This is a genomic window from Streptomyces sp. NPDC026417, assembly GCF_055567695.1.
This window is the reverse complement of sequence record NZ_JBVHPY010000002.1, coordinates 193,684-215,390: the sequence shown is the minus strand read 5'-3', so window position 1 is coordinate 215,390 and position 21,707 is coordinate 193,684. Positions and strand designations below refer to the sequence as shown.

General features: G+C 72.5%; 21 protein-coding genes. 12 read left to right on the top strand and 9 right to left on the bottom strand.

Translation table 11 applies throughout. The annotated features are described in order from the left end of the window. Positions 1-61: 61 nt before the first annotated feature. The 5 genes from ACZ4NT_RS03715 to ACZ4NT_RS03695 all read right to left on the bottom strand — a co-directional run bounded on the left by ACZ4NT_RS03715 (position 62) and on the right by ACZ4NT_RS03695 (position 3,386). A complete protein-coding gene (locus ACZ4NT_RS03715) occupies positions 62-319 on the bottom strand; it encodes a WhiB family transcriptional regulator (RefSeq protein WP_121409215.1) in 258 nt (85 codons plus the stop codon). A 117-nt stretch (positions 320-436) separates the two neighbouring features. Then, positions 437-1,162 carry a hypothetical protein gene (locus ACZ4NT_RS03710; protein ID WP_467723149.1) on the bottom strand — a complete coding sequence of 242 codons (726 nt, stop codon included), beginning with the start codon at positions 1,160-1,162 and terminating at the stop codon, positions 437-439. After that, the gene (locus tag ACZ4NT_RS03705; RefSeq protein WP_467723147.1) at positions 1,159-2,760 is read right to left on the bottom strand and encodes a protein kinase domain-containing protein; all 1,602 of its coding nucleotides are present in this window, start codon (positions 2,758-2,760) and stop codon (positions 1,159-1,161) included. Before ACZ4NT_RS03705 ends, ACZ4NT_RS03710 begins: the two co-directional genes overlap by 4 nt. 186 nt (positions 2,761-2,946) lie before the next feature. Further along, a complete protein-coding gene (locus ACZ4NT_RS03700; RefSeq protein WP_121409212.1) occupies positions 2,947-3,219 on the bottom strand; it encodes a DUF4190 domain-containing protein in 273 nt (90 codons plus the stop codon). A 2-nt stretch (positions 3,220-3,221) separates the two neighbouring features. Next, a complete protein-coding gene (locus tag ACZ4NT_RS03695; RefSeq protein ID WP_183117248.1) occupies positions 3,222-3,386 on the bottom strand; it encodes a hypothetical protein in 165 nt (54 codons plus the stop codon). A 291-nt stretch (positions 3,387-3,677) separates the two neighbouring features. Here ACZ4NT_RS03695 and ACZ4NT_RS03690 point away from each other — a divergent pair, with 291 nt between their 5' ends. The 6 genes from ACZ4NT_RS03690 to ACZ4NT_RS03665 all read left to right on the top strand — a co-directional run bounded on the left by ACZ4NT_RS03690 (position 3,678) and on the right by ACZ4NT_RS03665 (position 9,473). Then, the gene (locus tag ACZ4NT_RS03690) at positions 3,678-5,012 is read left to right on the top strand and encodes an ATP-grasp domain-containing protein (protein WP_121409211.1); all 1,335 of its coding nucleotides are present in this window, start codon (positions 3,678-3,680) and stop codon (positions 5,010-5,012) included. Between the two features lie 49 nt (positions 5,013-5,061). After that, entirely contained in the window at positions 5,062-7,095 is a 2,034-nt protein-coding gene (locus ACZ4NT_RS03685) for a CocE/NonD family hydrolase (protein WP_467723145.1), read from the top strand. 94 nt (positions 7,096-7,189) lie between these two features. Next, entirely contained in the window at positions 7,190-7,363 is a 174-nt protein-coding gene (locus ACZ4NT_RS03680; RefSeq protein ID WP_183117247.1) for a hypothetical protein, read from the top strand. A 3-nt stretch (positions 7,364-7,366) separates the two neighbouring features. Further along, positions 7,367-7,867, top strand: coding sequence for a DUF3662 domain-containing protein (locus ACZ4NT_RS03675; RefSeq protein WP_467723143.1), 501 nt, complete (start codon positions 7,367-7,369; stop codon positions 7,865-7,867). 548 nt (positions 7,868-8,415) lie between these two features. Next, positions 8,416-8,649, top strand: coding sequence for a hypothetical protein (locus tag ACZ4NT_RS03670; protein WP_147464452.1), 234 nt, complete (start codon positions 8,416-8,418; stop codon positions 8,647-8,649). A 200-nt stretch (positions 8,650-8,849) separates the two neighbouring features. Beyond that, on the top strand, positions 8,850-9,473 hold the full coding sequence (locus ACZ4NT_RS03665) for a class I SAM-dependent methyltransferase (RefSeq protein ID WP_467723141.1): 624 nt from the start codon (positions 8,850-8,852) through the stop codon (positions 9,471-9,473). Positions 9,474-9,496: 23 nt separating this feature from the next. On the opposite strand, the gene ACZ4NT_RS03660 is transcribed toward ACZ4NT_RS03665, so the two are convergent. Together ACZ4NT_RS03660 and ligA are read right to left on the bottom strand one after the other, a co-directional pair. Next, positions 9,497-10,150: a LysE family translocator gene (locus tag ACZ4NT_RS03660; RefSeq protein WP_121409206.1), complete on the bottom strand. Its 654-nt coding sequence runs from the start codon at positions 10,148-10,150 to the stop codon at positions 9,497-9,499. A 405-nt stretch (positions 10,151-10,555) separates the two neighbouring features. Further along, the gene (gene ligA / locus ACZ4NT_RS03655; protein ID WP_467723139.1) at positions 10,556-12,643 is read right to left on the bottom strand and encodes an NAD-dependent DNA ligase LigA; all 2,088 of its coding nucleotides are present in this window, start codon (positions 12,641-12,643) and stop codon (positions 10,556-10,558) included. 186 nt (positions 12,644-12,829) lie between these two features. Between ligA and ACZ4NT_RS03650 the strand changes: the two genes are divergently transcribed. Both ACZ4NT_RS03650 and ACZ4NT_RS03645 read left to right on the top strand, forming a co-directional pair. Further along, positions 12,830-13,861, top strand: coding sequence for a PRC and DUF2382 domain-containing protein (locus tag ACZ4NT_RS03650; RefSeq protein ID WP_467723138.1), 1,032 nt, complete (start codon positions 12,830-12,832; stop codon positions 13,859-13,861). A gap of 197 nt (positions 13,862-14,058) precedes the next feature. Beyond that, positions 14,059-14,256, top strand: a complete 198-nt coding sequence (locus tag ACZ4NT_RS03645) for a hypothetical protein (RefSeq protein ID WP_121409204.1) — start codon at positions 14,059-14,061, stop codon at positions 14,254-14,256. Positions 14,257-14,389: 133 nt separating this feature from the next. On the opposite strand, the gene ACZ4NT_RS03640 is transcribed toward ACZ4NT_RS03645, so the two are convergent. Then, the gene (locus tag ACZ4NT_RS03640; RefSeq protein ID WP_183117246.1) at positions 14,390-15,091 is read right to left on the bottom strand and encodes a response regulator transcription factor; all 702 of its coding nucleotides are present in this window, start codon (positions 15,089-15,091) and stop codon (positions 14,390-14,392) included. 200 nt (positions 15,092-15,291) lie between these two features. Further along, positions 15,292-15,756, bottom strand: a complete 465-nt coding sequence (locus ACZ4NT_RS03635) for a cyclic nucleotide-binding domain-containing protein (protein ID WP_121409202.1) — start codon at positions 15,754-15,756, stop codon at positions 15,292-15,294. Between the two features lie 494 nt (positions 15,757-16,250). On the opposite strand from ACZ4NT_RS03635, the gene ACZ4NT_RS03630 reads away from it, so the two are divergent. The 4 genes from ACZ4NT_RS03630 (at position 16,251) to ACZ4NT_RS03615 (ending at position 21,697) form a co-directional block, all read left to right on the top strand. After that, the gene (locus tag ACZ4NT_RS03630; protein WP_467723136.1) at positions 16,251-16,880 is read left to right on the top strand and encodes a hypothetical protein; all 630 of its coding nucleotides are present in this window, start codon (positions 16,251-16,253) and stop codon (positions 16,878-16,880) included. A 159-nt stretch (positions 16,881-17,039) separates the two neighbouring features. Next, positions 17,040-17,945, top strand: a complete 906-nt coding sequence (locus ACZ4NT_RS03625; RefSeq protein WP_467723134.1) for a universal stress protein — start codon at positions 17,040-17,042, stop codon at positions 17,943-17,945. Positions 17,946-18,153: 208 nt separating this feature from the next. Further along, a complete protein-coding gene (locus tag ACZ4NT_RS03620; protein ID WP_121409199.1) occupies positions 18,154-19,038 on the top strand; it encodes a universal stress protein in 885 nt (294 codons plus the stop codon). 274 nt (positions 19,039-19,312) lie between these two features. Beyond that, a complete protein-coding gene (locus tag ACZ4NT_RS03615; RefSeq protein WP_121409198.1) occupies positions 19,313-21,697 on the top strand; it encodes a phosphoketolase family protein in 2,385 nt (794 codons plus the stop codon). Positions 21,698-21,707: the final 10 nt, after the last annotated feature.

Sequence of the window (21,707 nt, the reverse complement as noted above, 5' to 3'; positions counted from 1 at the left end):
GTCTCCCCCGTCCGCGTGCTGTGGCCGGGCATCGATCAGGCGCTCCCCGGCGCCCTGCGGCCTAGGCCGCGGAGTCGCCGCGGCGACTGCCGATGCGGCGCTTGAGCGCGCGCCGTTCGTTCTCGCTCGTACCGCCCCAGACGCCGAGCGTCTGCCCGGTGTCGAGCGCCCACTGCAGGCATGCTTCGCGGACCGGACAGCCGCGGCAGACGGCCTTCGCCTCGTGGATCTGCAGAAGCGCGGGCCCTGTGCTGCCGACAGGGAAGAACAGGTCGGGGTCGACGCTCCGGCATGCGGCAGCATCCCGCCAGCTCTCCATGACAGTCTCCTTCGATCGAATCGTGCCGGTCGGTGGGACGTGGTTCGTTGTTCGGGTCACCTCCAGACGCGGGAGTGAAACAACCAATGCGGATCCGATGTGAAGAGCGGGTTGCCGTCAAGGGCATCGGTATGTGAGATGCGTCGCAGCCGATCGTCGCTCCGGGGAGAGCAGGCGCAGCTCGGCGCGGCCCGTGTAACGACCGGTGCCGCGGAACGTCCACAGCAGATGCAGCCGCGTGGTCCGCCGACCGCTCGTCACGGTCTCGCGCAGGACCTTGGAGGACGTGCCGTCGCTGCGTATCCAGCGGTAGGTGAGCGTGCCCGGTCTCCCGTCGGTGGTGACCGTGGCGACGATGTCGGCGGTCCCGTCGCAGCCGGGGGAGGGGTCCACCGCCCGGACTCCGACGTCGCGCACCGCGACGGGCGGTGCGGCCCGGTCCCAGGCGAGGAAGGCCAGTACGCACAGGAGGACCAGCGCGGGCAGGGCGTGCCGGCGCCAGGTGCGCCGCCGCTCCGCCGGACGCGGCACTGCCGTGTGCAGGGTGGCGTGTGCACGGCGGACGGTGTCGGCTGTCACGCCGGGTCCGAAGCGCAGGAGGGTGCCGTCGACGCGGTCGGGGCGGGTGGCGGGGTCGAGACGGGTGGCGGAATCGACACGGGTGCCGGGATCGACGCGGGTGGCATCGCCGGTCGCGCCCGGTGGTGTGTCCGTCAGGGTGTCCCGGTCCGTCGGCGTCTCGTCGGGATCCGGCCGCTGGACCCAGTGGCTGGCGAGTGCGGTCGCGCTGTAGTCGTCGTCCCCGTCGGGGCGGTCGGCGAGGGCGCCGGGGCGGTCGTTCATCGGATGTCACACGCCCGGGTCAGCAGCTGCTGCCACGCACCGCCGTCCGCGGAGGCGGGGTCCGTGGTCGCCCCCACCCCCCAGAAGCAGCCCGTACCGAGGAAGGTGTGGTCGACGGCCAGCGTGTACGTGGTCGAGCCGCTGCGCTCGTACGTCTGCGCCGCCCCGTCCCGGGTGCCCGGCCGGCCGCGGCCGTCGCCGGTGTCCCAGGCCACGGTGAGGCTGATCGGCCCCGGTCCGTCGGCGGTGACCGTGACGGTCGCCGTGCCCGTCGAGGAGCCGGTCTGCTGGAAACCGGTGAGGGTGACGTCCTTGACCGCGGCCGGCGCCGGGGGAGGTGTCGTGCCGGGAGCGGTCGTGCTTTCCATGGGGGCCGGGGTGCCCGGGGGTGTGGTCTCGGAGGGCTGCGCCGAGGAGCCGTCGGACGGTGCGGACTCCGAGGGAGCCGCCGTGTCGTCCGACGCGGACGCGGTGGGGGAGCCGCTTGCTGTCGGGCCCGTGGGACCTTCCGTCACGTCCGGCTGCGTGCTCGTGGTGGCAAGGGCCTGCGCGGCCTCCTGCGGCGCGGCCGGCGCGCCCGGTGCGACGCCGTAGGCCAGCAGGAGGGCCGCTGCGAGCGCGGCGCCCGACACGAGAAGCGCGCGGGCGCTCGGCAGCCAGGAACGGAGTCCTCCGGGATCCTGGGTGAGGACCGTGCGCGCCGTGTCCGTGGTGCCGTGCGGCGTGCGGGGCGCCGACGGGAGCAGCAGGAGGGAGAGCGCGACGAGGGCGGCGAGCCGGCCGCGGCCGCGCTCCTCCCAGTCGGGTCCGTAGGCGGTCCCGGCGACGGCGTCGAGTTCCGCCACGAACTCCTCGGCGTCCGGCGGCCGTTCTCCGGGGGTCTTCGCCAGTCCGCGCAGGACGAGCGGGCGCAGCGGCTCGGGGACCTCGTCGGCCGGGATGGCGCCGTCCACGTGCTTCAGGGCGAGTTCGGCCATGTTGTCGCCGGTGTAGGGCCGACGGCCGGTCAGGCACTCGAAGAACGTGGCGGTGGCCGCGTAGACGTCGGCGGCGGGGGAGGCGGGAGCGCCGGTCCACTGCTCGGGAGCCATGTACGACGGGGTGCCCGCGATGCCGGCGGTGGTGCCGTCGGACGCCGCGATTCCGAAGTCGACGAGCTTGGAGTCGCCGTCGGTGGTGACGAGGACGTTCTCCGGTTTGTAGTCGCGGTGCACCACGCCGAGGCGGTGGGCGTCGGCGAGACCGAGCAGTGATCCCTTGAGCAGCGTGAGCGCGGCTTCCGGGGCGAGGGGAGCCTCCCGGCCGAGCAGCCTGCGCAGCGAGAGACCGTCGACGAGCTCCATCACGATGGCCGCGCCGTCCGGGCTCTCCACGTACTCGTACAGACCCGCCACGTGGAGGCTCTCCAGGCCGGCCAGGAGACGGGCCTCGGCGCGGAACTCCGCGACGAAACCCGGGCGGGTGCGCAGCGACTCGCTGAGGTACTTGACCGCGACCGGAAGCCCGGTCTCCTCGTGGACGGCCAGCGCGACCCGGCCGCTCGCCCCCGAGCCGAGCTCACGTGCTTCCGTGTAGCCCGGCACTGCCCATGTGCTCATGCCCCATCCCCCCGATACGCGGTACGCGAGGGGCGTCCGCACGCCCACGCGCTTCCGGTCGTGTGCTCAGAGACACGATTCAGGCCACTTCGGTTGCACGGGAGGGGCCCCGCACGGCAGACGGCCCGCCGCGGTGTGCGACGGGCCGTACGGTCCGGGGCGGCCTCGCGCCGGCCGCCGCCGTGGTCAGCCGAGGATGCTCCACGACGTGGTGCCGTTCACCGCCATGAGTACGGCGAGCAGCACGATGTCCGCGATGCCCAGGGCCAGGCCGAGCTGGGCCCTGAAGCGGCGGGGGGTGTCCCGGCGCAGGGCCATGACGGCCAGCACGATGGCGATGGGACCGAGGACGAAGTTCATGACGAGGAGTCCGACCAGGCCCAGGACGAAGGAGGCGACGGCCATTCCTTCGGTGTCCCGCCTGCCGGTCTCGCGCCGCGGGGGTGCTGTCAGCCGCATGGTCACGCCTTTCCGGTTCGGGCACGGCGACGGCGCTCACGGACGGCGAACACCGCGAGCCACGTGAGGATGGCCACACTCGCCACCACGGTCACGGGCCACGGGATGTACGCGGCCGACCCGAGCACGACGGCCAGGACGACGAGGGCCACGACAAGGAAGAGCACGTCTACCTCCGTTCGCGTGCGGACACGGGCGTCAGTGGGAAGCGCCTCGGTAGGAACATGCGCATACAGGTTTCCCCTGACGTCGACGTCACACCTGTGCGTCCCGGCACTCAGGTGTCGGACGCCTCCCCGGCACCGCCGACCGAACCCTTCCGGCCACGCCGGTTCGGCGGCGCGCTCAACCCCCTTTTGTCAGGAAGGAGGTTGGCGCCGCCCTCGACGGGTACCCCGACGATCTTCCGGAAGGACGACTTCCGGACAGAGCCGCGAAACGAAACAGGAAGGTGACCGGTGTCGGACGAGAACGCCAAGAACATCTTTGTGATCGGCCTGGACGAGGCCAACCTCCCGACGCTCAACGCCGTCCCGGGTGCCAAGTCGCTGAATCTGCACCCGCTGCTGACGGTCGGGGAACTGCAGGACGGCGAGGTGTCGGTACCGGACATCCTCGACCGGGCACAGCGTGTGCTCGACTCCTTCGAGGGCAGCATCGACGCGATCGTCGGCTACTGGGACTTCCCGGTCAGCACCCTCGTCCCCATCCTCAGCAAGCGCTACGGCACCCGCAGCACCAGCCTGGAGTCGGTGGTCAAGTGCGAGCACAAGTACTGGAGCCGGCTGGAACAGCAGAAGGTCACCGACCGGCACCCCCGGTTCGGCCGGGTCGACCTCGACACCGACGACCCGAGGCCCCCTGAGGGCGTGCGCTTCCCGATGTGGGTCAAGCCCGCACTCTCGTACTCCTCGGAACTCGCCTTCGGGGTCAAGGACATGGACGAGTTCCGGGAAGCCGTCGCGCAGATCCGCGAGGGCATCGGAAGGATCGGCCGCCCCTTCGAGTACATCCTCGACCAGATCGAACTGCCCCCGGAGATGGACGGAGTCGGTGGCGAGGTCTGTCTCGCGGAAGAGGCGATGACAGGCATCCAGGTCGCCGTCGAGGGCTACGTCCACCAGGGCGAGGTGACCGTCTACGGCGCACTGGACTCCATTCAGTACCCGGACTCCCCGTGCTTCCTGCGCCACCAGTACCCCTCCACCCTGCCGCCGCCGGTGATCCGGGAACTCCACGAGGTCACCGCGCGTGTGATGCGCCAGATCGGGTTCGAGTCGGCCACCTTCAGCGTGGAGTACTTCTACGACCCGAAGACCCAGGAGATCAACCTCTTGGAGATCAACCCCCGGCACTCCCAGTCCCACGCCGAGCTGTTCCAGTTCGTCGACGGTGTGCCCAACCACCACTGCATGTTCAGCCTCGCGCTCGGCGAGGACCCGCGCATGCCGCAGGGCGAGGGCTCGTACACGACGGCCGCGAAGTGGTACCACCGCTGGTTCACCGACGGCGTGGTGACCCGCGTGCCCTCGGCCGAGGACATCGAGCGCATCGAGCGGGAAACCGCGGGAGTACGTCTCGACGTGGTGCCCGAGCAGGGGCAGCGACTCTCCGATCTGCCCCAACAGGACAGCTACAGCTACGAGTTGGCCCACATCTTCACCGGCGGCCGCAGCGAGGAGGACCTGCGGGCGAAGTACGACCACTGCGTGGCCGCCCTCGGACTCACCTTCGACGACGCCCCGCCGCCGGAGGGCCGCAACATCTCCGACGGCCACGCGGGCAACGGCTGATCAGCCCGACACCCGCACGGCCCGGCAAGGAAAGGAGCGCGGCTGCCACATGCGTTACGTGAGCAATCTGCCCTACGCCACGAAGGAAGAAGAACACGTCACGATCCCCATGTCCGACGGCGTCCGGCTGTCGGCGCGGATCTGGCGTCCCACGTCCTCGGACCAGGAGCCCGTGCCCGCGGTGCTGGAGTACATCCCGTACCGCAAGCGCGACCTGACCTCCGTACGCGACTCCATCCACCACCCCTACATCGCCGGGCACGGTTACGCCTGCGTCCGCGTCGACGTGCGCGGCACCGGCGAGTCCGAAGGGGTGCTGGAGGACGAGTACCTGGAGCGGGAACAGGCGGACGCCGAGGAAGTCCTCGCCTGGCTGTCCGAGCAGCCCTGGTGCGACGGCGGCACCGGCATGATGGGCCTGTCCTGGGGCGCCTTCGCCGCCCTCCAGGTGGCTGCCCGCCGCCCGCCGAGCCTGCGCGCCGTCGTCATCGCCTCGTTCACCGACGACCGGCACCACGACGACATGCACTACATGGGCGGGGCCATGCTGTCCGACAACCTCGCCGAGGCGGGCACCATGTTCGCCTACGCCACCTGTCCTCCCGACCCCGCGGTGGTCGGCGACCGCTGGCGCGACATGTGGCACGAGCGCCTGGAGAACACCGATCCCTGGGTCCTGCAGTGGCTGCGCCACCAGCGCCGCGACGACTACTGGCGCCACGCCTCGGTCTCCGAGAACTACCAGGACGTCCAGTGCCCCGTCCTCGCCTCCAGCGGCTGGGCGGACGGCTACTCCAACGCCGTGACCCGCCTGCTCGGCAACCTGGACGTGCCCCGCAAGGGACTGATCGGGCCCTGGTCGCACAAGTTCCCCCACCTCGGCGAACCCGGCCCGGCCATCGGCTACCTCCAGGAGGTCGTGCGGTGGTGGGACCACTGGCTCAAGGGCGTCGACAACGGCGTCATGGACGGCCCCATGCTGCGGACCTGGATGCAGGACAGCGTGCCGCCGTCCACGTCCTACGAGGAGCGCCCCGGCCGCTGGGTCGCGGAACCCACGTGGCCGTCCCCCAACATCCACCCGGTCACCCATCCGCTGACCCGGCACCGCATCGAGCCTCCCGGGCAGGACGGGCCGACCGGCACCGGTGAGCCGATGACGGTGCGCTCGCCCCTGTCCGTGGGCCAGTTCGCCGGCAAGTGGGCCTCCTACAACGCACCGCCGGACCTGCCCTACGACCAGCGCGAGGAGGACGGCGGCTCGCTCGTCTTCGAGACCGAGCCACTGACCGAGCGGCTGGAGATCCTCGGCTCGCCGACCGTGGAACTCGACCTCTCGGCCGACCGGCCGGTCGCGATGGTCGCGGCGCGGCTGTCCGACGTCAGCCCGGACGGGGCGGCGACCCGGGTCACGTACGGCCTGCTCAATCTCACCCGGCGGGAGGACACGGAGAACCCCGAACCGCTGGAACCGGGCCACCGCTACCGCGCGACCGTCCAGCTCAACGGAGTCGCGCAGGCGTTCCCGCCCGGCCACCGCGTCCGGCTCTCCCTGTCGACGTCGTACTGGCCCCTGGCCTGGCCGCCCCCGAGCCCGGCGCTGCTCACGGTCCACGAGCGCACCAGCACCCTCACGCTGCCCGTCCGGCCGACCGAGGCGCCCGACGAACTCCCGGCGGCCCCGTTCGAGGAGCCGGAGGGCGCACCGCCGCTCGGCGTGACGCAGGTGGCGCCTCCCGAATCCCGCTGGGAGGTCAAGCGGGACCTGGTCGACTACCGCTCCGAGCTGGAGATCGTGAAGGACCAGGGAGTCGTCCGCTTCGACGAAATCGGTCTGGAAGCCGGACGCCGGGCCTACGAGCGCTACTCGGCCGTCGCCGACGACTTCACCTCGGCCAGCGGCGAGTCCACCTGGACGATGCGCTTCCGGCGTGACGACTGGGACGTACGCGTGGTCACGCACACCCGCCTCAGCTGCGACGAGCGCGACTTCTTCGTGGACGCCACCCTGGACGGCTACGAGGGCGACCGCCGGGTGTTCTCCCGCACCTGGAACGAGACGGTGCCGCGCGACCTGCTGTAGGTCCGGCCCGGGACGCGTCGACCCCCGCTGCCCGGGAACCCGCGATGAGGAAGCGCAACCACACGTCATCACCGAACCCGAGGAGCACGCAGTCATGACGGTCCCCGACGAGAACCGCACCAGGACCGGTACCGCCGACGAGTCGCCGGACGACCGGGGCGGCGCGGCGCGGCCGCCCGAGCAGGGTGGCACCGGCCGCACCCTCCGTGAGGCGCTGGAAGAGGCCCACGTGCGTCCGGACGACTTCGAGGAGAGGGAGGAGAGGTAGAGCGTGAGCACCCTCACCGGTCTGGAACGCGCGCTGGAGCGCTTCGGGGGCACCCTGCTCGCGCACCTCCGCCACAAGGAACCCGTCGAACTGCTCGGCGCCCTGCACCGCGAGTGCGACGACAACGCCGTCGTGTGCAGCGAGCACCGGGTGGTCGTCCCGAACGCCTACGACGTCGAACTGGCCGAGTACGTCATCGAGGAACTGGAGCGGAACGGCGACCGGATCGACCAGTTGCTCATCGACAGCCTGGCCCGCCACGGTGAACGCAAGGGCTACGAATGGGCCGGCCCGCTCGCGGTGCATGTCACCCGCTCCCACCATCTGCCCAACGGGCGCTACCGGGTGGCGAGCCGTGTCATGCAGCACGTGCGTGCCGACGCGTTCCAGGCCCAGGCGGCTTCGGCCCCGACGGCTTCCCACCCGGTCCCGGAGGCTTCTGCCCCGGCCGGCGTGGGCGTGGCGCCGCCGAGGCGCGGGCTGGTGCCGGAACCGGGGACCTGATCCCCGCGCCGCGGCCGGCGAGCGGGATCGCCCGCCGGGGTGCCACCGAGCGGAGGCGCCGGGTCACCGGCGCGGACTACTCCCCTCGGTGGCGCCAGAACCACACCGCGCCGACGACCAGAGCAACGAAAAAGACGGCCGGCAGGATCAGGCCGGGAATGCGGGCGGCGCTCACGCGGCGCCCCTCGGGGCCGACGCATCCCACCATCGGGGCGCTGTCTCGGGCATGACGGTCCCTCCTCGACGGTCCTCTCGGCCGGGCCGCGGGGCGCCGGGGCCAACCGGACCGGAACGCCCGGCGCCGCGGTCCGCGCGGTCCACCCTCGATGGTGAGCGCACCCGCCGGGTTCCGACCAGCCCGCGGACATTCGAAGGTGCGTGCTGCGCCGCCGTATCGCGGCATTCCGGCGAGAGCGGCCTCCGATACGGGCCTCTGCGCGGCCGGCTGAATAAACCCCTCCGGGCAGGACATTGCCCGGATGTATGAAGGTCTGCCGAATTGGTTGACCGGGGCGTGGCGGGCGCGGCGGCGACTCGTTCTCCCCGTCATGACCGATGTCTCCCTCCCGCAACGCCACGCCCGACTGCTGGGCGCCTACTGGCTCGATTCCCCGGTCCCGCTGCACGACCGCTGCGTCTCCTGCGAGCGCCTGGCGCTTCCCGCGGACCGGGGCCGGCGCAGTCGCGGCGCTGCCGGGCGTGGCCTCGGGCTCCGTGGCGTCGCGGTCGGCGTGGCCGTCCTCGTGATCGCCGCCGCCCTCGCCACGATGGCCCCGCTGTAGCCCTGTCCGGGCCGAGCCGGACCGCCTTCGGCCGAGCCGGACCGCCTTCGGCCGGGCCGAGCCGGCGGCGTGCCGCATCCGGCTGCCGAGTGCTCTCACGGGCCGCGCCGCCGTGGGCGGGGCGGGTGTCGCCCGCCGTCGAGTGGGCATGCATGGGGCTGGTCGCGGTGCCATGCTGAAAACAAGACACGGAGGCTGCCATGGGGTGCTATGCCGACCGAGTGCTGCCGCGGATCATCAACGTCGCGTGCGGGGTCAAGACCGCGGGGCCGCTCCGCCGCCGCGTCTGCGAGGGCCTGGCGGGCGAAGTGATCGAGATCGGCTTCGGGACCGGTCACAACGTGCCCTACTACCCGCCGACCGTCACCGGTGTCACCGCGATCGAGCCCTCCGACCTCGGCTGGCGGCTGGCCGGTGAACGCGTCCGGGCGGCGAGCGTCCCGGTGCGACGGGCCGGCCTGGACGGGCAGTCCCTCCCCTTCGTGGACGACAGCTTCGACGCCGCTCTGTCCACCTGGACGCTGTGCACCATTCCCGACGCCCGGGCCGCCCTGCGCGAGGTGCGGCGCGTGCTGAAGCCCGGCGGAACCCTGCACTTCCTCGAACACGGCCTCGCGCCGGAGGAGGACCCGGGTGTCCGCCGCTGGCAGCACCGCCTGGAGCCGGTCAACAAGCGGCTGTTCGGCGGCTGTCACCTCACCCGGCCGACGGCCGACATGGTGACGGACGCGGGGTTCACGATCACCACCATGGACGTCTTCTACGAGAAGGGCGCGCCGAAGCCGATGGGTGCCGACTCCCTCGGTGTGGCCCTCGCGCCCTGACCACCTCCGCCCGCGCCCCGGGCTCAGTCGGCCGCGGCGACACCGATCCCGATGGCGATGAACAGCCAGCCTGTCGTCAGGTCCCAGCGGTCGCGGAAGGCCGGCCGGTCCAGCAGCCTCCGCAGCCGCGCCGCCGCGCTCACCAGGACCAGCCAGTAGAGAACGCCGACGACGACGTCCAGCAGGCCGAGGAAGAAGATCTGGCCGGTCGTCGAACCGTGGCCGTCGACGAACTGCGGCAGGATGCTGAGGAAGAACAGCGCGGCCTTGGGATTGAGCACATTGGTGAGGAAGCCCTGGGTGAAGCCGTCGCGACGGCTTGGTTCCGGCCCGCCGCCGACCGGGGCGCGGTCGTCGTCATCCGGGGCGGCTCGTGCCCGGCGCTCCGCGGCGGCCCGCCGGGCGGCCGCCACCGCCCGCACCCCCAGGAACACGAGATAGGCGGCCCCGGCCAGCTTGACGGCGGTGAAGACGGCCGGGGACCGTGCGGCGACGACGGACAGGCCCAGCGCGGCGGCGAGCATGTGGACGCACAGGCCTGTCTGCGCGCCGAGCGCCGCCATACGACCGAGCGCGGGGCGCAGCGCGGCCGCTCTGACGATGACGAAGAAGTCCGGGCCGGGAATCAGATAGGCGAGCATCACGACGCCGAGGAATCCCACGAGATCGATCGACATGCCCCGCTCCGCTTCTCCCGGCCCGATGCCGTGGACGCTTCGCGACGACCGGCCGGTTCGGGCCGCCGGAACTCCTGGGTGTCCCGGGAGGCGGACTTCACGCCTTCCTCGCCCGTCGCCGTCGTCGGCGGACGCGTCCGACGGGGAGGCGGGCGGCAAAAGGCCCCGACTGGACGGGGGAGACCAGCCGGGGCCGTACAGGTGGTGACATGCGGAGGGCGGTCGCCTCGCGGCGAAAGGCTCCATGGGGCTTCAGCCGGACGATCGTCCCCATGGGCGTGAGGTGAGGCCCGGGGACACTGTCCCCTCCGCAGCCACGTATAGATGAACGATAAACCGTTTGAGGATGTTCCTGCGCCACCGGGGGGTGTATGTGACGTGTGCCACGTGCTGTGCCGGGAGGGATCAGCCGAGATGGTCGGCGACCAGGTCGGCGAACTCGGCGGGAGTGGCCAGGCGGACCCCCAGGGCCTCCGCCTTGGCGCGCTTGGATCCGGCGCCCTCCCCGGCGACGACGAGGCTGGTCTTCTTGGAGACGCTGGAGGAGGCGCGCCCGCCGGCGCGCTCGATCAGTTCGTTCATCTGGTTGCGGCTGAGCTTCTCCAGGGCGCCGGTCATCGCTCCGGTGACGACGACGGTCATCCCGGCCAGCGGCCCGCCCGCCGGTCCGTTCGCCTCCCGCTCGCCGTCGGCGTCGCCCGCCGCGGCGGCCGGCGGAGTGGCTCCGGGCTCGGTCATGTTCACCCCGACCGCGGCGAGCCGGTCGATCAGCGGGGCCAGGTCCGCCAGTTCGGCGACGATGGACGGCGCCTTCTCGGTGCCGATGCCCTCGACCTGCTGTATCGCCGCGGCGTCGGCTGCGCGCAGGGCGCCCATCGTGGCGAAGTGCCGGGCGATGCGCCGGGACATGGACCGCCCGGTGCCCCGCACGCCGAGCGCGCACAACACCCTCGACAGCGGGCGGCCCTTGGCGGTCTCCAGCGCGGCGAGAAGGTTGTCGGTGCTGGTCTCGCCCATGCGCTCCAGGCTGAGAAGCGAGTCCCGGCCGAGGGTGAACAGGTCGGCGAGATCGGCCACCAGACCCGCCTCGACCAGTTGGACGACGCGGGTGGCCCCGAGGCCCTCGATGTCGAGCTGGTCGCGCCCGGCGGCGTACGAAAGGGAGGCGACCAGATGGCAGTTGCGCCCGTTCTCGCAGCGCCAGCGCTGTTCGCCCGTGTCGATGGGGGAGCCGCACCGCGGACATGCGGAGGGGAAGGCGATCGGCTGCTCCTCGCCGGTGCGCAGGTGCGCGACGGGGGCCTCCACGCGGGGGATGACGTCACCGGCGCGGTGGACCATCACGTGGTCGCCCAGGCGCAGGTCGCGGCGTGTGATGTCGGCCGGGTTGTGCAGGGTGGCGTAGGTGATGACGGAGCCGTCGATCTCGACCGGCTCCAGGACCGCGCGAGGGGCGATGATGCCGGTGCGGCCCACGTTCCACTCCACCTCCAGCAGGCGGGTTATCTTCTCCACGGCGGGCAGCTTGTAGGCGATGGCCCAGCGGGGGGCGCGCGAGCCCGCTCCGGCGGCCCGCTGGTCGGCGGCCAGGTCGGCCTTGACGACGATCCCGTCGATACCGAAGGGCAACTCCGCCCGCAGCGCGGCGATTTCCCGGACGCGTGCCAGCACCTCCTCGGCGGTGTCGACGGTGACGCCGGACGCGGCCGTGGTGTCCGAGGTGTTCACTCCGAGGCGGGCGGCCCGCGACATCAGCTCGCCGTGCGGGAGTTCGCCCAGGCGTGCGGCGAGGTCCGGGTCTGTGTCCGGGAGCGGCAGCAGGCCGTAGCCGAAGAACGTCATCGGCACGGTGTAGGCGCGGTCCCGGGCGCGCAGGGTGCCCGCCGCGGCGTTGCGCGGGTTCGCGAACGGCTGGCCGCCATGGCCGGTGCGCACCTCGTTGGCATGCTCGAACTGGGCGCTGGTCATGAGGACTTCACCCCGCAGCTCCACGGTGACCGGCTCGGACAGGCGGACCGGCAGGCCCTCGATGGTGCCGATCGCGTGCGAGACGTCCTCCCCGGCCGTCCCGTCGCCGCGCGTGATCAGCCGGGTCAGGCGGCCACGCGTGTAGCGGGCGGCCATCGCGAGTCCGTCGAGCTTGGGCTCGACACTGAACCGGGTGACGTCGTGGCCGATCCGGCGGGCCAGCGAGGCGGCCCACGCGGTGAACTCCTCGGCGGAGAACACGTTGTCCAGGCTCAGCATCGCCACCGTGTGCGGGATGTCGCCCTCGACGGCGCCGCCCGCGACCTTGCCCGTGGGGGAGTCGGGCAGCACGCCGTCGGGGTGCTCGGCCTCCCATGCCGCGATACCGCGCACCAGCCGGTCGTAGGTGTCGTCGTCCAGCACGGAGGTGCCGCCCGTGTAGTACGCGGCAGAGGCCTTGACGGCGTCCTGGACCGCCTGGGCGTAGGCGGCGGCATCGACGATCACTGCTGCAGGTGTGGTCATGTGCGTCATCCTGCCTGTCACCACTGACAACGCCCTGGTGCGGACATCCCGCTCCGCACGGTTCCGCGTTCTGGTTGCCTGATCAACGGCCCGCCCTATTCGCACCTTTAGTCGTGTTTCACCCCGTGGGTCACGGTCACCCGTGCAGGAGCCGAACGCGAGAGCACAGAGGGAAGGTGCTGAGGAATGATCACGCAGGAGCAGATCCCGGCGGTACTGGAGCATCCCGTCTACGACGCCGACGGCAACAAGATCGGCGAGGCGAAGCACGTCTTCTACGACGACATCACCGGTCGGCCGGAATGGGTCAGTGTCAAGACGGGCCTGTTCGGCACCAGTGAGTCCTTCGTACCGATCCGCGAGGCGGTGATGGTGGAGGAGCACCTGGAGGTGCCCTACGCCAAGAGCATGGTCAAGGACGCGCCCAACACCGACGTGGACAGCGGGGGGCACCTCTCGGAGGCCGATGAACACCGCCTCTACGAGCACTACGGCATCGACTGGGACGATGCCTGGCAGCAGGCCAACCGGCCCGGTGAGGGCTGGGCCCATGCCGGCACCGCCGACGCGGCCGGCTCCACGGACACGGCCGATCCCACGGACACAGCCGATCCCACGGACACGGCCATTCCCACGGACACGGCCATTCCCACGGGCACGGCCATTCCCATGGGCCCGACCGGCACCATGGGCACGGCCGACCCTAGGGAAACGGCCGACCCGATGGACACGACCGGCGCCATGGACACCGCTGGCACGGCGGGCGTCACGGGCACCGGGATCGGCGCCGCGGAAGGCACTCCCGGTGAACGTCCGGACATGCGCGGCGACGACGCGATGACCCGCTCCGAGGAGCGCATGCATGTCGGTGCCGAACGGTACGAGACGGGACGCGCCCGCCTGCGCAAGTACGTCGTGACGGAAGAGGTCCAGCGCACCGTCCCGCTGCGGCACGAAGAGGTGCGCGTCGAGCGTGAGCGCATCACCGACGCCGATCTCGACGACTCCCTGTCCGGCCCGGAGATCACCGAGGCCGAGCACGAGGTCACCCTCCACGCGGAACGCCCCGTGGTGGAGACCGAGGCGGTACCGGTGGAACGCGTGCGGCTGACCACCGAGGAGCGGATCGAGGACGAGACCGTCACCGGTCGGGTCCGCCACGAGGAGATCGCCACCGAGGGCGTCATGGACGACGAGCAGGACGGCCCGCGCCGGTAACCTCCCGGCGGTCCGCCCGCCCGGGGGCCTCACGGTCCCGGGCGGGCGCAACCGCGGCCGGCGCGTGGGCGGTTCGGGCCCGCCCCGAACCCGCGGAACCGTCTCCACGACATGGTCACGCGTCCTTCACCGCCCGTGACTTTCGACGGGCGACAGCCGGGCTACCCGCAAGCCAGGGCGTCCGAAGGGGACTTGTCGTGGTTTTCATCGCTGTCGGTGTGCCGCCGTTGCTACTGGGCCTGTTGCTCGTCCTGGACCGGTACGAGGAGAAGATGTTCGGTCCCGTGCGAGTCGCGCGGCACGCGCGGCGGCGGGGCCATCTGTCGCTCGTGGCGGATGCCGGCCGGGACGGGTCGGCGGTCGGACCGGAGCAGCACGCCGCCGACGCCGCCTGACCGAACCGGCCGCACGGGACGGCGTCCGGGGCCTCCATCGGTCGGTGTCCGGAACGTACGACCGTCCGGACGGCGTGTCCCCGGGGGGCACAGTGCCCCAACCCTCCCGGCGGCGCGGACGGCGGGGGCGGGGCTAACGTGCCGGATCGTCCTTGGCGCCCGGCTGGTCGAGCTGGCTGGCGAGCACCGCCGCCTGGACCCGCCGGTGGACGCCCAACTTGGCGAGCAGGCGAGAGATGTGGTTCTTGACGGTCTTCTCCGACAGATACAGCTTCTTGCCGATCTCGCGGTTGGTGAGCCCGTCGCCGATCAGGGCCAGGATGTCCCGCTCGCGGGGCGACAGGCTCGCCATCTCGGGGGAGAGGGCAGGTGCCTGCACGGGATCCGCGCGCAGCGAGCGCATCAGCCGGGCCGTCGTCGCAGGGTCCAGCATCGACTGACCGGAGGCCACGGTGCGCACGGCGGCGACCAGGTCGGATCCCTTGATCTGCTTGAGCACGTAACCCGACGCACCGGCCATGATCGCGTCGAGCAGGGCCTCCTCGTCGTCGAAGGACGTCAGCATCAGGCAGGCCAGTTCGGGCATCTGGCTGCGCAGCTCCCGGCAGACGCTGATCCCGTCACCGTCCGGCAGCCGCACGTCGAGCACGGCGACGTCCGGCCGCAAGGCAGGACCCCGGACGAGGGCGTGCTCGACATCGCCCGCGTCGCCGACCACCGTGATGTCGGGCTCGGCGTCCAGGAGGTCGGAGAGGCCCCGCCGCACCACCTCGTGGTCGTCGAGCAGGAAGACACGGATCGGACGTTGCTCCGTGAAGGTGCGTGCCTCTGCCATGGCGACCCCTCGCTCCTCGGGCAGCGCGGACCCGGCGCCCGCTGTCAGCACGATCATCGCCCTCCGGGGCCGTACGCACTAGGGCCGACCGGCCCACTCCGGCCGGAGGGACCCCCGACTGGACACGTACGGGTGACAGGGGTGCGCGGACGCCGTGGCCGCTGCGTCGCGCGGGAGCCACGGGAGGATCTCCTGCGCGATCAGCGGAGAACTCCGCTGCCGTACGGGGCGTACAGGTCCAGGAGTCGCGTCCTGGCCGACCGCAGCCGGTGGGCCAGGATGTCGCCCACCCACTGGGCCACCGCCCGTCCCAGTTCGGGGTCGTCCTGGCACATGGCCCGTACGGCCGTCGCGTCGAACTCGTACGCACGCACGGGCGTCGTCGTCTCCGCGCCCAGTTGCCAGGCGTGCGGCGCGAACAGCCAGGACCAGCCGACGAGTTCGTTGTGTCCGAGGGTCTCGATGACGGCCGCCCGCCGACCCGGCACACGCATGTCGAGAGCGACGGTGCCGGTACGGATGATCCAGAACCGGTCGGCGCGGCCCCCCTCCTCGAAGAGCCGGACGTCCGCCGGGAACGACACCTCCCGTGCGGTGCGGATCAGCCGTTCCCGGTGCCGGACGGGCAGGGCCCGCAGCATGCTCGGTGTGGGGTGGGTGTTCATGACGCCACCTCTCCATGGAGGACTGCTGCCCTCGGCGGGCCGGTGCCCGACCGGGGCGGGGGCGAGGATCTCGACTTCAGCGTGGGCCGCGGCCCGCGCCGTCGCCAGGGGCCGCCCGACCCCTTCGGGTGGACCTTTCGGCCCCGGAGGGACTGCTGGCACCGCCCACGCACGCGTGAGCCCCCCCGTACCGCCGGCACACGCGTGAGCCCCCCGTACCGCCCGCACGCGCATGAGCCCCCCGTACCGCCCTTACGCGCGTGAGCCCCCGGCCCCGGTCCGGCCGGCGGCGCGGCAGCCGGAAGCCGGCGAGCCGGGCCGCCGGGGAGTTCGGGCGCCGCCGACCGCGCTCCGTCCAACTGGCGCTGCAATCAGGGCCGTTCGGCCCTGCACGCACGGACCTTCGGCATCCGGCCGAAACCCTCGCCCCGGACCAGAGTGAGTGACGTCAGGCAGCGGCCCGACATCCTCCGCGTTCCGAAGGGATCACCGCCATGGCCGTGCACGAGAACCCTCGCCGGAGCCCCGGCTTCCACCTGCCCTCCCGGCAGGGGAACCGGATCGCTTCCCCCTCCGGGTCCGCCGTGTCGGCGACCACCGACACGCACACGGTGCGGGCCTACTCCTTCGCGTCCCTGCGCGTGCTCACCGGCTTCGTCTTCCTGTGGGCGTTCCTCGACAAGACCTTCGGCTTCGGCTACGCGACCCCGTCGGGCCGGGGTTGGATCGACGGCGGCTCGCCCACCCGGGGCTTCCTCGGCGGCGTGGCCGCGGGGCCGATGGAGTCCACCTTCCACTCCTGGGCGGGGGACACCTGGGCGGACTGGCTCTTCATGGTGGGCCTGCTCGGCGTCGGACTCGCCCTCGTCGGCGGAGTGGCGCTGCGCCTCGCTGCCGTCGCCGGTACCGCGCTCATGGCGCTCATGTGGATCGCGGAGTGGCCGCCCGCCCAGCACCTGTCCGACGGTACGGCCAGCATGTCCACGAACCCGTTCGTGGATTACCACCTCGTCTACGCCGCCGTCCTGATCGCGCTCGCCGTGGCCGCCGCCGGCGACACCCTCGGGCTCGGCCGCCCGTGGGCCCGGTTGCCGTTCGTGCGCCACCACGGCTGGCTGCGCTGACCTCGGCGGGGCGGGCGACCGAAGTCCGTTCCGCCCCGCACCCGCCCCGCCCGGGGGTCGGCCCCGGGCGGGGACCCGCGGCCGCTGCGCCGCGTCCGCTCCCGCCGGGACGCGGACCCACCACCGCCGACGCGTCGGCCCCGCCCCAGGAGGTACCCCGTGTCCCGCACCGTCACCGCAGGCCTGGACGGCTCGCCCGAGAGCCGGGCCGCCGCCGAATGGGCGGCCCGCGAGGCCCGGCTCCGCGAGCTGCCCCTGCGCCTTGTCCACGTCTGGGAGCCCGCCCCCGAGCCGGTCGCCCAGGACCCTGGCCCCGGTGAAGGGATCCGGCGGCACTGGACCGAACGCATTCCCCATGAGGCCGCCGAGGGCATCCGGCTGCGCCACCCCGGACTCGACGTCGTCGTCGAGCAGCGCACCGGCCGCCCCGCCGACCTGCTGGCGGAAGCGGCCGCGGACGCGGAACTGCTGGTGCTCGGTTCCCGCGGGCTGAGCGGTGTCACCGGCTTCCTGGTCGGCTCCGTCGGCCAGGCCGTCGTCGCCCGCGCCGAACGCCCCGTCGTCCTCGTACGGGCCGGTGAGCAGGCCGCCGACGAGCACACCGCGGACCCGGCGGGCATCCCGTCCGCCGCGACCGCGTACCGGCCGGTCGTCCTGGGGCTGGACACCGACCACCCCGACGACTCCGTCCTCGGCTTCGCCTTCGACGCCGCGGCGCGGCGCGACACCGCCCTGCGGGTGGTGCACGGCTGGAACCCACCGCCCTACTACGCCTACGGACTGCCGGCGGACCTGGAGCTGCACGCCGAACTGAGCCGGCAGCAGGCCGCCGCGCTGACCGGGGCACTGCGTCCCTGGCGGCAGAAGTACCCGGCGGTCGAGGTCGTCGAGGAGTCCCGGTCGGGGCAGGCCGCCCTCGGCCTGGTGGACGCCTCGCGCGAGGCGTCCCTGGTGGTCGTCGGCCGCCGCGTCCGGCGCTCCCCGGTCGGTACCCGCATCGGGCCCGTCACCCACGCCGTACTGCATCACGCCGCCGCCCCCGTCGCCGTCGTCCCGCACCACTGAACCCGGCGGGGAGGGGACCCATGCACGCAGTGGTCGCAGGGGCCGGTGGCCGGGTGCCCGCCCACCCCGGGCCGGACCGGTTCGAAGCGCCGCACGTGGGCACCCGGGTGGTCTCCGTTTCGCGCCCCCCGGCCCCGGTCAACGAATTCCTCGTCGACATGCGGCACGCGCCTGCCGCCGCCGAGTCCCCGGAAGGAAGGTGAGGATCATGGAGCTGCCCCTGGTCGTGGGTGTGGACGGATCCGAGGCCGGCCTGCGGGCCGTGGACTGGGCGACGGACGAGGCCGCCCTGCGCGGAGTCCCGCTGCGGCTCGTGTACGCCTCGCTGTGGGAGCGCTACGAGGGGCCGGCGCTCGCCGAGGGACTCGGCCGCTCCTGGGAGCAGGTGCGGGCCGAGGACATCGTGCACCTCGCCGCGAAGCGGGCCCACCGGCGCGACGTGGACGTCAAGATCTCCACCGACGTGCTGCCCGAGGAGCCGGTGGCCGCGCTGCTGCGCGAGGGCCGCAACGCCTGCGTGCTGGTGCTCGGATCCCGGGGCCGCAGCGGGATCGCCGAGCTCCTGCTCGGCTCGGTCGCCCTGGCGGTCGCCGCCCGCGCCGACTGCCCGGTCGTCGTGCTGCGCGGCAGCCACGACAACCGGGCGGTCATGGGGCGAGGACGGCGCATCGTGCTCGGGGTCGGCGGCGCCGAGCCCCGGGACTCGGCGCCGGTGCGCTTCGCCTTCGAGGAGGCGCAGGAGCGCAGGGTCCCCCTGGAGGCCGTACGGGCCTGGCGCTGCCCGGCGTACGGGAGCAGCGGCCATCCGCTCGTGTCCGGAGAGCCGGCCCGCCTCCACGAGCAGCGGGCGTCCGAGGCTCTGGACGCCGCACTGCGTGACACGGCGGAGTGCCACCCGTCGGTGCAGCTGCACCGGCGCACCGCCGAGGGCTCCGCGCGCAAGGTGCTGCTCGACGCGTCCGCCGAGGCCGACCTGCTCGTCGTCGGCGCCCGTCGCAGGCACGGCCAGTCCGGGCTCCAGCTCGGCCGGGTCGCCCACGCCGTGCTGCACCACGCGGACTGTCCCGTCGCCGTCGTACCGCACCAGGCATGACGGCCGTGTCCGGCACGAGGGTTCACCGGGCGGCAGCCGACGCGGGCCCGCAGGGCGTACCCGCGGCGGGCGCCCGGCTCCACCCGCCACCGCGAGGCGCCGGACGCTTTCGCGCTCCGGCGGACGCCCGCCACCGGCCGGTTCCGGTCGACCGGCGCCGTTCGGCCCACGAGGCGGACGCCGGACCCCACGCTGGACGTACCGCCGAGCGGCACGGTTGCCGCCCACCGGCCCGCACCTCCGACACCTCCGCCCGCTGACCCACGGAGTCACGATGACCAAGGCCGAACACCAGGACAGCACCGTACTGACCGACGCGGAGGTGCGGACCCTGGACGCCCACTGGCGGGCGGCCAACTACCTCGCCGTGGGCCAGATCTACCTCCTGGCCAACCCGTTGCTGACCGAGCCGCTGACTCCGGCGCACATCAAGCCGCGGCTGCTCGGCCACTGGGGCACCTCGCCCGGACTCAACCTCGTGTACACCCACCTCAACCGGGTGATCAAAGCCCGTGGTCTGGAGGCGCTGTGCGTTTGGGGACCCGGCCACGGCGGCCCCGCCGTGCTCGCGAACTCCTGGCTGGAGGGCAGCTACAGCGAGACCTACCCGGACGTCTCGCGGGACGCCCCGGGGATGGACCGGCTGTTCCGGCAGTTCTCGTTCCCCGGCGGTGTGCCCAGCCATGTCGCGCCGGAGACACCGGGTTCGATCCACGAGGGCGGCGAGCTGGGCTACTCGCTCGCGCACGCCTACGGAGCGGCCTTCGACAATCCCGGCCTGCTGGTCACCTGCGTCATCGGTGACGGCGAGGCGGAGACCGGCCCACTCGCCGCCTCCTGGCACTCCAACAAGTTCCTCGACCCGGTCCACGACGGCGCCGTCCTGCCGATCCTGCACCTCAACGGCTACAAGATCGCCAACCCGACCGTGCTGTCCCGCATCCCGGAGTCCGAACTCGACGAACTCCTGCGGGGCTACGGCCACGAACCGATCCACGTCACCAGCGACGACCCCCGCCAGGTCCACCGGGCCATGGCCGACGCCTTCGACCAGGCCCTGGACCGGATCGCGCTGCTCCAGCGCACCGCCCGCGAGGACGGCGTGAGCGAGCGGGCGCGCTGGCCCATGATCGTGCTGCGCACGCCGAAGGGATGGACCGGCCCCGGCGAGGTGGACGGCCTCCCGGTCGAGGGCACCTGGCGCGCCCACCAGGTGCCGCTGTCCAAGGTGCGCGAGAACCCCGACCACCTGCGGCAGTTGGAGACCTGGCTGCGCTCGTACCGGCCCGAGGAGCTCTTCGACGCCGACGGGCGGCCCGTCGCCGACGTCCTCGCCTGCATCCCCGACGGACCCCGCCGACTCGGTGCCACCCCGCACGCCAACGGCGGCCTCCTCGTGCGCGGCCTGCCGATCGCCCCGCTGGACCGCTTCGCGGTACCCGTCGACAAGCCGGGCGTCACCCTGCACGAACCCACCCGGATCCTCGGCGACCTGCTGGAACAGGTCATGCGGGACACCGCGGCCCGCCGCGACTTCCGGCTGGTGGGTCCCGACGAGACCGCCTCCAACCGGCTGCAGGCCGTCTTCGACGCCAGCGGCAAGGCGTGGCAGGCGCAGACCCTGCAGGTGGACGAACACCTCGACCACCACGGCCGGGTGATGGAGATCCTTTCCGAACACCTCTGCCAGGGCTGGCTGGAGGGCTATCTGCTGACCGGCCGGCACGGCCTGTTCTCCTGCTACGAGGCCTTCGTGCACATCGTGGACTCGATGGTCAACCAGCACATCAAGTGGTTGAAGACGTCGCGCGAGCTGGCCTGGCGCGCGCCGATCCCCTCCCTCAACTACCTGCTCACCTCGCACGTGTGGCGCCAGGACCACAACGGCTTCTCCCACCAGGACCCGGGGTTCGTGGACCACGTCCTCAACAAGAGCCCCGACGTCGTGCGGGTCTATCTCCCGCCGGACGCCAACACCCTGCTCTCCGTGGCGGACCATGCGCTGCGCAGCCGCGACTACGTCAACGTGATCGTCGCCGGCAAGCAGCCCTGCTTCGACTGGCTCACCCTGGACCAGGCCCGCGCCCACTGCGCCCGGGGCGCCGGCATCTGGGAGTGGGCGGGCTCCGCGAACGGCGACCGCGAACCGGACGTCGTCCTCGCCTGCGCGGGCGACGTGCCCACCCAGGAGATCCTCGCCGCGTCCGACCTGCTCCGGCGGCATCTGCCCGAGCTGGCGGTCCGCGTGGTCAACGTCGTCGACATGACCCGCCTGATGCCCCGCGAGGAACACCCGCACGGCATGCCCGACTTCGAGTACGACGGCCTGTTCACCAAGGACAAGCCGGTCATCTTCGCTTACCACGGCTATCCGTGGCTCATCCACCGCCTCGCCTACCGCCGCACCGGCCACGCCAACCTCCACGTCCGCGGCTACAAGGAGATGGGCACCACGACCACACCCTTCGACATGGTGGTCCGCAACGACCTGGACCGCTACCGGCTCGTCATGGACGTCATCGACCGGGTGCCGGGGCTGGCCGTCCGCGCCGCCGCCGTTCGCCAGCGGATGGCCGACGTCCGCACCCGCCACCACGCCTGGATCCGCGAGCACGGCACCGACCTGCCCGAGGTCGCCGACTGGTCCTGGAACGGCTGACCCCGACCAC